At 48.3% G+C, this 14,062-nt stretch carries 11 protein-coding genes and 1 pseudogene; 1 reads left to right on the top strand and 11 read right to left on the bottom strand.

Annotated elements, in window-relative coordinates; translation table 11 throughout:
- Positions 1 to 10: 10 nt before the first annotated feature.
- From AC50X8_RS07200 to fabI, 5 genes and pseudogenes are all read right to left on the bottom strand, one after another.
- Positions 11 to 1,084 (bottom strand): Ger(x)C family spore germination protein, encoded by a 1,074-nt coding sequence (locus AC50X8_RS07200; protein ID WP_494879322.1) that lies wholly within the window; start codon positions 1,082 to 1,084, stop codon positions 11 to 13.
- Positions 1,085 to 1,159: 75 nt separating this feature from the next.
- On the bottom strand, positions 1,160 to 2,635 hold the full coding sequence (locus tag AC50X8_RS07195) for a spore germination protein (protein ID WP_494879162.1): 1,476 nt from the start codon (positions 2,633 to 2,635) through the stop codon (positions 1,160 to 1,162).
- Positions 2,632 to 3,723: pseudogene (locus AC50X8_RS07190) on the bottom strand (endospore germination permease). Before AC50X8_RS07190 ends, AC50X8_RS07195 begins: the two are co-directional and overlap by 4 nt.
- A 122-nt stretch (positions 3,724 to 3,845) precedes the next feature.
- Complete coding sequence (gene rpiA / locus AC50X8_RS07185; protein WP_494879161.1) at positions 3,846 to 4,526, bottom strand: ribose-5-phosphate isomerase RpiA; 681 nt, start codon at positions 4,524 to 4,526, stop codon at positions 3,846 to 3,848.
- Positions 4,527 to 4,561: 35 nt separating this feature from the next.
- Positions 4,562 to 5,338 (bottom strand): enoyl-ACP reductase FabI, encoded by a 777-nt coding sequence (gene fabI, locus AC50X8_RS07180; RefSeq protein WP_056040594.1) that lies wholly within the window; start codon positions 5,336 to 5,338, stop codon positions 4,562 to 4,564.
- 355 nt (positions 5,339 to 5,693) lie between these two features.
- Between fabI and AC50X8_RS07175 the strand changes: the two genes are divergently transcribed.
- The gene (locus tag AC50X8_RS07175) at positions 5,694 to 5,873 is read left to right on the top strand and encodes a uracil-DNA glycosylase (RefSeq protein WP_494879160.1); all 180 of its coding nucleotides are present in this window, start codon (positions 5,694 to 5,696) and stop codon (positions 5,871 to 5,873) included.
- A 97-nt stretch (positions 5,874 to 5,970) separates the two neighbouring features.
- Here AC50X8_RS07175 and AC50X8_RS07170 read toward each other — a convergent pair whose 3' ends face one another.
- The 6 genes from AC50X8_RS07170 to AC50X8_RS07145 form a co-directional block, all read right to left on the bottom strand.
- Positions 5,971 to 6,801, bottom strand: coding sequence for a GNAT family N-acetyltransferase (locus AC50X8_RS07170; protein WP_494879159.1), 831 nt, complete (start codon positions 6,799 to 6,801; stop codon positions 5,971 to 5,973).
- 14 nt (positions 6,802 to 6,815) lie between these two features.
- Entirely contained in the window at positions 6,816 to 7,454 is a 639-nt protein-coding gene (locus tag AC50X8_RS07165) for an HAD family hydrolase (RefSeq protein ID WP_494879158.1), read from the bottom strand.
- Positions 7,455 to 7,553: 99 nt separating this feature from the next.
- On the bottom strand, positions 7,554 to 8,222 hold the full coding sequence (locus AC50X8_RS07160; protein WP_494879157.1) for a VOC family protein: 669 nt from the start codon (positions 8,220 to 8,222) through the stop codon (positions 7,554 to 7,556).
- 92 nt (positions 8,223 to 8,314) lie between these two features.
- Positions 8,315 to 10,129 (bottom strand): cache domain-containing sensor histidine kinase, encoded by a 1,815-nt coding sequence (locus AC50X8_RS07155; protein ID WP_494879156.1) that lies wholly within the window; start codon positions 10,127 to 10,129, stop codon positions 8,315 to 8,317.
- Positions 10,130 to 10,194: 65 nt separating this feature from the next.
- Entirely contained in the window at positions 10,195 to 11,838 is a 1,644-nt protein-coding gene (locus AC50X8_RS07150) for a response regulator (protein ID WP_494879320.1), read from the bottom strand.
- 641 nt (positions 11,839 to 12,479) lie between these two features.
- On the bottom strand, positions 12,480 to 13,820 hold the full coding sequence (locus tag AC50X8_RS07145; protein ID WP_494879155.1) for an outer membrane protein assembly factor BamB family protein: 1,341 nt from the start codon (positions 13,818 to 13,820) through the stop codon (positions 12,480 to 12,482).
- Positions 13,821 to 14,062 lie beyond the last annotated feature (242 nt).

The raw sequence follows: 14,062 nt of genomic DNA, 5'->3' as shown, positions 1-14,062 counted from the left end.
CTAGGAAACGTTACAGCTTCCCTTTGTATTTTCCAGTATTGGTAATCGTTACTTTCACATCGATTTGGCCCAATGTTTTTTGGTTTAGTAGAAGCTGTTTGCTATTACGCAGCTGATGCCACAGCTTGGGTTCACTGCGATAGAGCTCGGCAAATAAATTTAATAGATCGGTTTGAGTGACAAGGCCTTTCTCATAGGTGGCCATCATTTCATCGCGAATCGCCTTCGCTGCAAGAACCTCCATCTCTTTCACCGAAACATCTTTAATCATTTCCTCCACATAGGCTCTCGCCTTAATTTCAATCTTAAACTGCAATGGCTTGCTGTTCTTAACATACCGTATCCGGTAATTCGGTTTAATAATGACGAGTGTAGCGGTCGGAGCTTCTCGATTGCCAATTAGCAGAACGGAGCGCTTATTTCCTTTTTGCACCCATCTTCTTCCGAGCAATTCTGTTTCAGAAAACCAGCTTAAATTCTCGTTTTGCCGAATGAAAAAGGCGCCCGTAATTTTAAACATCGGCATTTTCCGGGCATTCTCCCTCCATACCTCCTTCGTTATGCCAATCGTAGGAATGATGGCGGTATTGCCCGGCTCATTAAATTCGGCAATAAATTTGAAGCCATATTGGGGATCAATGTTGGAGCGCTGGGCATGGGTATCCTCGGGTGTATCCAGAATGGTATCCAAGACAGGCAAATTCAAAATCGATTTTTGCTTAAAAATATCTACGATCGGCGTCTTTGTTGAATAGAGCAATATATTGTAACGAACTTCGCGGTAACGATTGATTGCTTCGTAGCTTTGCCGAACAATCGCTTGTGATTTTAGAAGCTCCTCATCTACCACAACCGCTTTGACATGTCCCCAGAACAATCTAATCTGCGAAGTTTCGGACAGCGAGGACAACGATTCCGTCACCGTCTTTCCTGTGCCGCGGCCGATCCATACCGGTATGTTTTTCCCTATTTCATTTTTATCGGATTTGGCTACATTTAAGAAGTTAAGCACCTGCGCGTAAGATATAAAAACCCCATCCTTATAATCCAGACCGATAGCTGTGACATAAGCCATGTTTTGAATCGGCTTGAATCAAAGCAGCCTGGACTCAGCAGCAGCAAACTAGCGATCAGGCTCCATTTTATCCATACTTTCATGCTAATCTTCCCCTTGCTTGTCCGAATCAACCGTATGCAATGTTTCCGGCCTTTGTTTCTGCTTTACCCAGGGCAGCCGAAGCGCAGCCGTAAGAAGCTCCCTCATTATAGGAGGAGAAAACGGCGACAGGTACGGGACCCCGAAAGAGCTGAGCCGTCCCATATATCCGATAAGCACGACAATCCCTAATATGAATCCGTACATTCCCAATAGGGAAGCAGCTATAAACAACAGAAAACGGATGACGCTCACCGTCGTACTTAACGATTGATTGACAAGTGTCGCTCCAGCAACTGCCGTAATCGCCCCCACAACGACGACGCTTGGTGACACAAAGCCGGCCCGAATAGCAGAATCGCCAATAATTAATCCGCCAATAACGGTTAAGCTTTGGCCGATGGAGCTTGGCAGACGAACGCCGGCCTCTCTGAATATTTCCAGTAGCAGAAGCAAAATTAAAAATTCCAATGCTCCTGAGATGGGCAGTCCAATTCGGGCAGCAGCAATCGTCGACATTAGCCTAAACGGGATTTGATCTTGATGAAAGGCGGAAAGCGCAATCCACAACCCCGGCAGCAAAATAGAAATGAAAAAACTAAAAATGCGCAGCAAGCGCGCAAACGAAACATATTGAAAGTTAAAATATAAGTCTTCAGGCGATTTCAGCATGAGAAAAAAGGTGCTTGGGCCGATTAAAACCATAGGATTGCCATCCACAACAACGATAAATCTGCCTGCGAGCAAGCTGCTTACTGCATAATCCGGCCGTCCCGTAAAGTCGAGCAAAGGAAATAGGCTATACTTCTCTTCCACAAGCATTTCTTCCAATTGATTAATGCTGTATAGTCCATCCACATCAATGCTATTTAATCTATCTCTAACCTCGCTCAGCACATTTGGCGCAATAATATCGTCGATGTACAATAAACCGACCTTCGTTCTCGTTCGTCTGCCGAGCGTTACCGTCTCATAGCATAAAGACTTGCTGCGAATTCGTTTGCGAATGAGCGCGACATTAATGCCTACATCCTCCACAAAGCCGTCTCTAGCCCCTTTAATCGATACTTCTGTTGTTGATTCCTCTGGTGTACGATGAGGGGGATGGCCAAGCGTCATTCGAAATAAGGCATTTGACTCATTAAACAGGAGCAGCAAATCACCTTGAAAAATCCACTCGCAAAGCTGCTCTGGCAGCGTATCCGCAGCTGCTGGAATGAGCGGCAGCGTCCCGTATAGCTTCCCCGTTTGCAAATGAGCAAATCCATTTTTACGGTATAGCTGCTCTAGATCCGGAAGAATATATTTTCCAATTTGGGAAGTATCACATAACCCTTCGCTATAAACAAGAATGATCTCCGATCGGACATCCTCATCAAATTGAAATCGCTGGATCAACACATCCGCAGAATGCGGAAATAAGGCGGATATCGACTGCAGGTTCCATGGCTCAGCAGGCTGAAGTTTGGTTTTGTTCATGCCAGGTTCCCCTCCCTTTGCCGCTTCAGCAAAGCGATTGCGAGGAATACGGCTGAAAGAACCAAAACCGTCGCCAGCGTGACGGGGAAGTAATAGTGATAGAGCCATAGATAAGAGGAATATCCATTAATCGGGATGAACCCGAATAGAATATAGCCAAGTGTCAGCAACATAATGAGTCGCCGCGTTCCTTCCTTTTTCCGAAAGGGAATGAGCTCTCCCAATAAAAACATGGCAAAGCTTGTACGAATAACGGCTCCAGACAGCCATTGAAACTCCGATAAAAAATCCACATGCTCAATGTTGCCGAATTTCACAAGCCTCCATTGCTCAAAAGGGGATTCCATCTGCTTCCCCGCTTCTAAATGTCCAAACTCCGTAATGCCCCCGATAATAGGTCCGAGCGTAATATAAATTAAGAGAACGGCCAAAATGAGGAGCTGCCATGTCTTTACGCGGGACTTGATGCGGTGCTGGACAGCTAAAAGCATAATCATTTCTACAAATCCGCCACCGACATAGATCATGCCTTGAATCGCGGGCTGCCAGCCATTTTCTAGGACAGGCTGCAAAAGACGATAATCTTTCTCCGGCGTATTAGCTATGGCTACAAAGTAACCCAGCAAAATGACTACGGGAAGCATAATCCCTGCAGCAATCGCTATCATGCGAATGCCGGATATTGCAAAATAGCAGCATACTAGACATAGGGTGATAATTAAAGCCGATCTTGGCGTGCTGGGCATATAATTGGTGGTCGCCTATCGGACCGTATCAATTAAGGTAAATCCCCCGATGAAAAGCAATTGCAGACCGAGCGGAATGATCATCAGCCAAGCGATGACCGGATTCGTTTTGGATGCCAGCCAAGGGTGCAGCTTCTGTTGACCCGATCTCTTCATAAATAGCACCAGCAATATGCACCATGGAAGAAACAATACGCCTGTTAATAAGACGGAAATCCATGCATCCCTGCCGGAAGCATCCAAAATTAAAGGATTCATAACGACATGATTCGTTAAGCCAACGGTCATCATGAGAATCATGCATATTTGCAGGAAGCTTACTTTATGAAGTACCTTAACCATTTCAAATCCCACCCAAAGCGTTAATTTAAACGATAATAGCGCTTATAGGTTTCCTTATTGATCCAATTTTATACAGAAAAAAAGGAACACCGCCTTCAAGGCGGTATTCCCATATAAATTTATTAACGTTTAACCGGAACCAAAATCTCGGTCTCCCCCGTATCGAAGCCAACAATCACTTGGGCTGCCATCGAAATAAACAAGCCATTTTCCACTACGCCAGGAATTGCATTCAGCTGTTCATGCAGCTCCGAAGGCGAGGCAATCGTTCCGAAACGGCAGTCAGCAATATAGTTGCCGTTATCCGTTACAAAGGTTCCGTCTGCCGATACCCGCAGCTCGGCGGTGCAGCCAAGCTCTCTCAGCTTTTGCACTGTCAAATTAGAGGCGAAGGGCACAACTTCCACCGGAAGCGGAAAATGTCCAAGCTGGCTTACTTTTTTGGACTCATCCACGATTACGACAAAGGTTTTGCTGTGAGCAGCAAGAATTTTTTCCCGCAATAGCGCACCGCCGCCGCCTTTAATCAAATGAAGCTCGCCGTCTACTTCATCCGCACCGTCAATCGTTAAATCAATCGCCGTAATTTCAGCGAGTGGAACTAACGGAATGCCGTATTCAGCCGCTAAATCCTCCGACTGCTTGGAGCTGGCAACGGCTTTAATGTCCAGTCCTTCGAGCTTCATTCTTTGTGCCAGCTTCAAAATCGCCCAATACGCTGTCGTTCCTGTTCCAAGCCCAACAAGCATGCCATCTTGCACAAGCTGGACGGCTTTCTCTGCTGCCAATTGCTTGACGTTCAAACGTTTCCCTCCGCTCTCTGCGTACCGTTTTAAAGTTACAAGCCTAATATGTGATAGCCTGCATCGACATGCAGCACTTCGCCAGTTATTCCGCGTGACAGATGGCTAAGAAGGAATAGCGTCGCATCGCCGACTTCTTCCTGATCAATATTGCGCCGCAGCGGCGCACGTTCTTCGATCGTCTGCATAATGTCATTGAAGCCGGAAACGCCTTTTGCCGATAGGGTTTTAATCGGGCCAGCAGAAACCGCATTAACACGAATATTATATTTGCCAAGATCCTCCGCCAAATATCGTACGCTTGCTTCAAGCGCTGCCTTGGCAACGCCCATAACATTATAATTTTTCACGACGCGCTCTGCGCCAATATAGGATTGGGTAACGATGCTGCCGCCCTCGGACATGACACCCTTCGCCTGTTTGGCAATCGCCACAAGGGAAAAAGCGCTGGAATTTTGCGCGAGGAGATAGCCTTCACGCGACGTTTCCAGGTACTCGCCCTTAAGCTCGTCTTTATCCGAAAAAGCAAGGGAATGCACGATTCCATCAATGCTTCCCGCCTGCTCTTTAATATGGGCAAAAGCTGCGCTTATGCTTTCATCATCCAATACGTCGCAAGGTACCGTCAGCAGTGGCGTAATGCCTGTCTGCTCCAGCAAGCCCTTCAGCTTCTCGAAAGAGCGTTCCTTTCTGTATGTAAAAATAAGCTGAGCCCCTTCCCGATGCAGCGACTTGGCAATTCCCCAAGCAATGCTGCGCTCATTCGCGACGCCCATGACTACGATTTTTTTGTTGTTCATCATTCCAGACAAAATAATCCCTCCATTAACTAAATCCATAAACCTTTTGCCATTATAGCACAAAACAAGGTGAAACGGCTGTCGCCGTCCATAGGCGGCGTGGCGCGTTTCAGTCCGAGAAATATAGAGAAAGGATAACGTTTGGATATCCTTTCCTATATTTCAAGGTGAAACGGCTGTCGCCGTCCTTTGGCGGCGTGGCGCGTTTCAGTCCGAGAAATATAGAGAAAGGATGACGTTTGAATATCCTTTCCTATATTTCAAGGTGAAACGGCTGTCGCCGTCCTTTGGCGGCGTGGCGCGTTTCAGTCCGAAAAATGCTATAATAAACGTTAGCATCTTATTCATAGAAGGATGATTTATTGTAATGACAGAGCAGGAGCGCATGAATTGCATGAAATGCAGCCATTATTATGTAACTTGGGACCCCGGCGCGCCAAGAGGCTGCAGGGCGTTCGGCTTTAAATCGCAGGCGATGCCAAGCCAAGTTGTGCTAGCTTCCTCCGGGAAGCCTTGCCTGAACTTTGAAGCGAAGGACAAAGGATAAGGCAGCAGACCGTCAAAGAACGGTTTGCTGCCTTATTTTTTTAGAATTTAGAATTTGGCTTCCTGCCTTCTCTTCTTTAGCTAGACAAGAGACAGATTTACATAGAGAGCAGCCTGCTCCATGTGCTGCGCGTATAGCAAAGGCGCATGCCAGCGCGCTCCATATTCCGCTGGCTGCTAGAGCAATAGGCGGCTTGTCCTACTATGAGGCTGCAGCCCGCTTGGACAGCAGCACGCAAGCGCGCTGCAATTAAAGCCGCTTGAACACCTCGCATGCGATATTCCGGCATTGTAGCGGCAAATGTAAGGGATGCAATATGTTCATGGATATGCATGACGCCGACCCCAACAGCGATATGATCGATCTCAGCAGCATAAAACTGCCAGCCTTCCCGGCTGAACAGCATGCGATTATTGTCGGCAATGTGATCTTTCCCCGTTATCGGCAGCCCGCTGCCCAGCGCATGCAGCTCTGCGTAAAGCTCAACCTCATGCTCACTCAGCCTGCGTACGTCAATACCCGTCAGATGCTGCTCCAACTTCCCGTCGGTTTTTTCAGCAATGCTTCCTGCCATACTCGCATGAAAGCCCGTCTGATAAAACCCTTGCTTGGCCAGCGCCAGCAGCGTCTCCCCATCTGTACGCGAAGGCACAATTTCAAATTGTGGGCTCCCGCCCTGCTCTTTATACCACTTTAGCACTTCATCCAGCTGCGCTGCACCTGCACGGCCAAAGCCTTTAACCGTATTAAATTGCGGCCATGGCATTGCTCGGCTGGCAATAGCCACTGCTGGGCCGAAGCGTTGCAGCGCTATTCCCATCGGGTTATGCTCCCGTTCCTGAATGGCCTTCATTCGATCCAGCATATAGACAAGCTCGGAGTTCTCAACGTGCTCCACAAGCTCGGGGGTAGTCATCCATATATTCAACAAGTGAAGCCTCCTTATAATTGGGACAATGGAATATCCTTAATGGCTTTAACGATCCAATCGGCACGGGAAAGATCCTGATCGCCTGAATGAATATTAATATAGCCGATGCAGCGCATGCCCGCCTCTTTCGCTGCGATGACCCCGTTGCGGGAATCCTCCAAAACGACGCAATCCGCTGGCAATACGCCAAGCTGACGAGCTGCCTCCAAATATACATCGGGAGCTGGCTTGCCGCTCGGCACCTCTTCTCCGCTAACGATACTTGCAAAATAATCGGTAATATCGAACTTGCGCAGCACTTCTTCAATAAAAATCCGCGGGGAGGAAGACGCTAAAGCGATTGGCAGGTTCCGTTGCTTGAGCTCGGCAAGAAGGGACAAAATACCCGCAATTGGCGCAAAATCACGAGCGCGAAGCTCCTCTATTTTTCGCCGTAGCTGGTAAGAAATGATCTCCTCCACTGTATGCTCCATGCCATATTCCACGCGAATAAGGCGCCACATGGCCGGATTGGTCATGCCTACGTATTTTTCCAGGTCGTCCTGCGACACCTTGAAGCCCAGATGCTCCATCGTCTCCATATCAACCTCAAAATGCAGCGGTTCACTATCAATAATGACGCCATCCATGTCAAAAATAAATGCTTTCATCGCGCGCTCACCATTCCGCCTTCTTTTTTGTTTACATAATTATATTTATGTAACTAATCCATTGAATTCAGACTATTCAGAAAATACGTCTCTAACATCCTAAGTATGAAGCAAGTGAATTTGCGAAATGTGCGGAAACTCGATTCGTCCTATTGAAGCGACTACCACTTCTGCCGGATAAAACTGCGCCTGCCTGCCGCCTGAGAAATACCATTCCCGGGCTTGCTTCACCACAATAAACAGCCCATGCTCATCGCCGACAGGAGTTAGTCCCTCGCTATCCTCACGCCAATTGGGTATGCCTAAAGCGTTCAGCTCCCGAACGGCAGGGATGACCTCAGCGGTAACAATGCCGAGCTCACTAATTTCAATGCAATCCGAGAGGGCAAACGGATGCTCGGTACTATTTTTCAATTGATGCCTGGCAATAAATTCGATAATATTTCCAGCGGGATCGGCGAAATAAACGGCCCCTGCATCCCATGATGTGAAAAACACTTCGTCTCTGCCCTGCTCCTCAATGAGCGCCACTTTCCCCTTTAGCCAGCTTTTTGCCTCCGCAAGCTTGTTTTCCGGTATATTGATTGCAAAATGATAGAAGGGGTCGGTATGGTCCGTTGTCCCCCGGAAAGTGAGCTGCGTGCTGCCAATTGCTGCCGTGAAGGACTGCTCGTTTCGCTCCAGCACCGGGAAACCAAGCTGCTCCTTGTAAAAGGAATACAGCGCCTCCAGCCTGCTTGTCCATAAAGTGATTTGTTCAAATTTCATCGTGCCTGTTCCTCCCCACAGCGAAGCATTGCTGCCTGTACCCTCGCAAATATTTTGAAAGTCTATTTTACCATACTGACTAGCCTTTAGCTTCAGCGCTGCAAGGGAATGACGACGGTAATCGTCGTGCCTTCGCCGGGTTTAGAGCGCACACGGAGCTCAGCCTGCTCGCCATACAGCAAGGCCAGACGTGAAATGACGTTGCTCATTCCAATTCCTGCACCTTCCTTGCTCCGCGCGTCCGCCGCCTGCTGCGGGCTCATGCCTTTGCCATTGTCGCTTACCTCGAACAACAATCGGTCTTCCACCATCCAGCCGCTAATGTTCACAAGACCGCCCTGCTCGCCCGGTTCACCAGATTCAAAGCCATGAATCATCGCATTTTCCACGAGCGGCTGGAGAAAAAGCTTCGGAACGAGGCTATCCTCCGGCACGCCCTCTATATCATAGGCCACTTTAAAAATGCCTTCAAAGCGATTTTCCATAATATGCGTGTAGCTTTGCAGCCAATTTAAATCGTCGCGCAGCCGGACCATTTCCTGCTTGTTTTTCACCGTGTATTGCAGCATGGACGACAAGCTGACGATCATTCGGCTAATGGCTGGCTCATCCCGGTCAATTGCCATCCAGTTAATAATATTAAGCGTATTGTACAAAAAATGCGGATTCAGCTGGAGATTAAGTGCCATAATTTCCGTTTCCTTCTCCCGCAGCCGGCTTTCGTAGTTTTCTTGAATCAGCTCGCGTATTTTATCATTCATCACATTAAATTTCTTCGTTAAAATGCGGAATTCCAGCTGCGGCTGGTCAGGGATTTTCGCTGTGAAATCGCCTGCTCCGGTCATTTGAATGGCAACCAGCATTTTTTTGATCGGCTGGGTCAGGCGCCCTGCGATAAAGGAGGCAATAACGATTGAAATAATGAGCAGTGCCACGCCTGATAATATATCCATATAGCGAATGGCTGGCAAATTGCCAAGCAGCTGCTTGTACGGCGTCACATTAACCGTCACCCAGCCTGTAACCTGAGAAGTATCGTAGCTGATCAGTACATCCTCCCCGTTTTCCTTAACGAGCGAAGTGCCGAATGGCTGCCGAAACTCTGTCTTGTACCATTGATTGTGGTCAGCTGTACCGAGCTTGCTTAGCTCGGGATGCGTTACGATCTTTCCATCCTTGGAGACGATATAAAAATAGGAGCCTTGAACCGCGGACAAGCTCTGCTGCACACTGCGCTGATAAAAGGATTCATTGAAATTAAGCAGCAGCACCGGTCGCTCGACATGCTCTGGCCAATTGTAAATGGCACCGTCAATAATCGGGGAGCTGTTGAGCAGGCGGGCGCAGGAAAACACCATCCGGAACTTGGCATCCATGTCATATAGCGCCTCCTGTTGGAAAGCGCGGGTTAAATCATAGGTGGGTACCCAAATTAGGCTGCCTCTGCTGGCCAGCACTTCCTTATAAATGGCCGACTTGCGGAAGCCCTGCGGATCCGCCGAGACGAACGGGGAGGAGGACGTATACATGCCGCTGCCTGATCCAAAGCTGAAATAGCTCGTCACAAGCTGAGCGGTATACAAATCCTGATCATGTCCAAAATATTTATTCAAAATAACCGTTGCCTGCCGGTCCATCTGGACCAACTCGTAATCATTTTGCGGCTTAGGGCGGTTGAACAGCCGGTATAAGTCCGGGTCAGAGATGAGTGAAACGGTGCGCTCTTCAATGTTGCTGAACACAATATCGCCGATTTCATTGTTTTTTTTCACAATTTCCAGCATGCTGTCGCGCGCATTCGTGACAATAATGTCAGAGCTTGCACTGTAATGCAGGATGCCGTTTAGCACAGATGGAAGCGTAATCAACAGCACAAAAAACAAAATGAGCCTCGTTCTGAACTTCATATCCCGTACACGCTCGCGAATTTTCCGCAAAATGCTCCCTGCTTCCTCCGGCTTCTGACCTCGGGTCAGGAGCGCTTCATATGACGGGCTATCGACCGATATTCCTCTGGCGTCAGTCCAAATTCCTTTTTGAATACGCGATTAAAATATTTCACATCATGATAGCCAAGGCTTCCAGCTACCTGATAAATTTTATCGTTGCTTTCCTCTAGCAGCTGTCTCGCTTTCGTGAGCCGAACCTGCGTAACATATTGGCTGAAATTGATGTTTAGCTTGCTTTTGAAGTATTGGGAGAAATAGCTGGCATTAAAATGAAAAACGGCCGCAACCGACTCCAGTGACAAATCTTCCATGTAATGCTCGTCAATATATGCGATACACTTGTAAATCAACTGCTCCTTATGATCCCGCTTGGCTTCGGCATGAGCAGTTGCCAGCAAGCCAAGCTGTTCTGAAATGACGGTTTGGAGAGCGCTCAGGCTGGCAGCTTCGCCTAATGCCTGTTCCATACGTCCCCTCCACTCCTCCAGCGTCTGATGCTTTGGCATCGTTAAGTTTTCGGACAACCGTACAAGCAGCTTCTGGACGCAAAGCGTCAGCCGCTCTGGCTGCGGAAGCCCGCTGCCTGCTTCCCCAAGGAGCTTGTGCAGCAGCTCGCCTGCGATAAGCCTAAACTGCCCTTGCTCCTGTTCATGAACAACGGCCTCATGCAGCAAGGCCTCGTGCCGGGCATCCAGTTTAAGCGCAAGCTCAGCACTCACGTTCGTCTGCCGGGCATGGAATACGGTCTGTTCCTCCACATAGAAGCTTTCCGATAAAGCTAACCCTGCTTCTGCATACATCTGCGAAGCGGAAACTAGCATATCCTCCGCGTGACTGCTCACGCCAAGCGTAATTTGATAGGAGCTGGGAACCGCCTGCTGCATTTTCTGCTGCAGCGCCTGCAGCTGCTCCGCGCTGATTGAAGCATTCGTTACTGTAATCAGCCTGCCATGACTGCCCCCCTCCCCTTCATACAGCGGAATGCTGCTGGTTGAGCTACCCGATGCTTGCAGGCAAGCTTCCAATTGCTGCTGGACTCGGGGAAGAAGCATATCCTCCGGCTCCCACGCTGCCTTGCTGCGCAGCCGAATTTCGGTTAACAGCAAAATGCCGGGGCCGCCGAAGCCAAGCCATTCTTCCAGCTCTTTGCTCTCTGCTTTGGATAACGCTTGATTATGCAGCCATTCCTTCATTACACGGCTGCGATACAATGGCGCAATTGTGTTCAGCTTAACCTCAAGCCGGCTATTCGCCAGCTGTGCCTCCTGCTCGGTTCGAAGGCTTCGCTCGGCCTTCTCCAGCACAAGCGCGAATTTTTCCTGATCGACAGGCTTTAATAAATAATCAAAGGTGCCGAGCCCTATCGCTTTTTGGGCATAGTCGAAATAGTCATAGCCGCTCAAATAAATAAATTTCTGCGGCTGATTCGCCGGGGGAAGCTGCTCCAGAAATTCGAGACCGTTCATCAGAGGCATTTGGATATCGGAGATGATCAGCTGAAATGGCTGCTCTTGGCATTTTGATAGCGCTTCCTTTCCATTGCGCGCTATAGAAATGGCATATTGAGGGCGGAGCTTTTGCAGCATTTTGGATAGCCCCGCCAAATGGCCCGGTTCATCATCCACAAGCAAAATGTTGTACATGGACAGCGCTCCTGTTCGTTTCATTTTGGGCACAAGAATACCTTTATCGTACTTCTGTCTGATTTCCGATTGCAAGCGGAGATTTTGTAGAAAAATGTCTGTTTTTGCGGAGGAAAAGCAGCTCCATGCCCTTCATTGCAGAAGGTCACACCCTATCCTAACCTACACTTAACTAGACTTGGTGGACACCGGAACACTTTCCGCCGCAGTTTCGGAAATGACCCCGATTTACTCCCTGCACAAAATACGAAAATAAACTTGGTGGACACAGCAGCCGCTATTTCAACAAAATCAAGGGAATGGAGCAGGCTGCGGACTCAGGAGCAGCTAATGGGCTGTCAATCGCCATTTTGACGGGAAAATGAGGGCAATAGCGGATCTCCTGTCCGCATGCAGCCTAAAATAGGATAAAAAGCCAGAATAGCGGAACCTCAGTCCTGCAAAAAAAGTAGCGAACATCCACACCGTATGGCCTCATCCACAGTAGTCTTTGCAACATTGCTCTTAGCCGTAATCGCCTGCTGCGGTTCCTTAATTCTTGAATCGTCAGATGAGGTTGGCCTCGAATAAGCGCTAAGCAAAGCGCAGCAGGCCGACTCTTGTTTGCATACACACCCTAAATAGACGCACTCTCAACGAGGCGTCTATTTGCCCATCTCATCTATCTAGCTCTTTGTTAGAGTTGCAGGCAGCTTTACGGCATGCAGCGTCCCGCCAGAGCGAACATAGATCATATCGCCTGACTTCAGCGTCGGATCAAATTCGCCCGAGCCGGTCTTCACGCTGAAAACGGGCTTTGTAGTTGCGAAATTATACGCATCCAGCGTTCCGTCTGCGCGAGCGACAAACAGGCCGTTGGCAAATAAGTCCGTCTGCACGGGACTAATACCGCTCGGGAAATGGATTTCTTGTCCGCTCGTCGTCTTTAGAGCGAGAATGGAATTATCGCGGAAGCTCTGATAGAGCAGTTTGCCGCCATAAATGCTATAGAGCGGTTGATATTCTTTCGGATTAGGCGCATTCCACTTCTGAACGGCTTTACCGTTAGGGGTATAGGAGGCGAAATTATATTTGGCAACCGCTTTTCCCTGATAAATATAAAGGTCATTGCCATTCAGAAATGCAGAGCCATTAGCACCGCCGAATTCAATTTGTCCAGGCACTTCAGGCTCTACCATCCAGTTGTAAACTCGCTCGCCTTTCTTCTTCCCAGTCAACAAGTCCAGAACTGCGATATGCAAGCTTCTATTGATGGAATCGTCATCTCCCCTCATGAACGTGTCCATGACCGAATAAACCAGCCCGTCCTTGACCAAAAGCGGGGAAAATTGGGCAAATGACGTCCAAAGCTTTTTGCCTGTTGCCTGATCGTAGGCATTAATCTGATTAGAAGTAAGAGCGCCTTGAACCAAATAACTGCGAAGCACAACACCTTTGCTTACGATAATATCATTTGATCCTGATGAGTATTGGTTCTCCTTCTCCGTTAATTTCCAGCGAAGCTTGCCCGTTGCCCGTTCTAATGCAAAAAGAGTTAAATTTTGCGTCACATAAATCGTATCTCCGACCGGAATGATCTGATCTGCTTTATCGGCACGAATTGCTGTCGTCCACTGCTTGCTGCCATTTTTGGCAACAGCAATGACTGCGCCATCTGTTGTAAGACCATACAAGCTGCCTTGATTATAGGCGAGCACAGGCCTCAATCCAGAACCATATTTCCACAGCTTTCGCCCACTTTTGCCGTCATAAGCAGCAAGCTGCCCCCCATCCACAAGGGCGAACAGTCGTCCCTCCTCTGCAAATGCCGCCGTTATAGCTCTGCCATCCTGATCAAATTTCGCAAGCGGCAAGCTCCATAATGGTTTGACAGCTGGAGCAGAGGCTACTCCATACATAGGGGTGGTACTGCTAATGACAGGCTTCTCAGCAAAAACAACCGTTCCTCCCTGCAAGCCGCAAGCAAGAATGGAGGAAGTGACACTAACAGCGACGATCCTTTTCATTTGTTGTGAAAGATTGATAAACATCTAGCACCGTCCCATTCTTTCCAATTTTAAATAGGATAAATACTTTTTCAACATAAATGACCGGATTACCCCATAAACATGCAAGGGCAATCCGGCTATTGTTTAAACGCCATCACCAGCTATTCAACACTCTCTGCCAATTCGTTATCCTTAGCAAAATGGCATCATATCCATATTATAGGCCAATCAGGGTGGCGATTCTACTTATTTTTATGAAA

The organism is Paenibacillus sp. JT22N15, from assembly GCF_059383755.1.
Note: the sequence above shows the minus strand (reverse complement) of the source record. Positions and strands in the feature narration are given on the sequence as shown.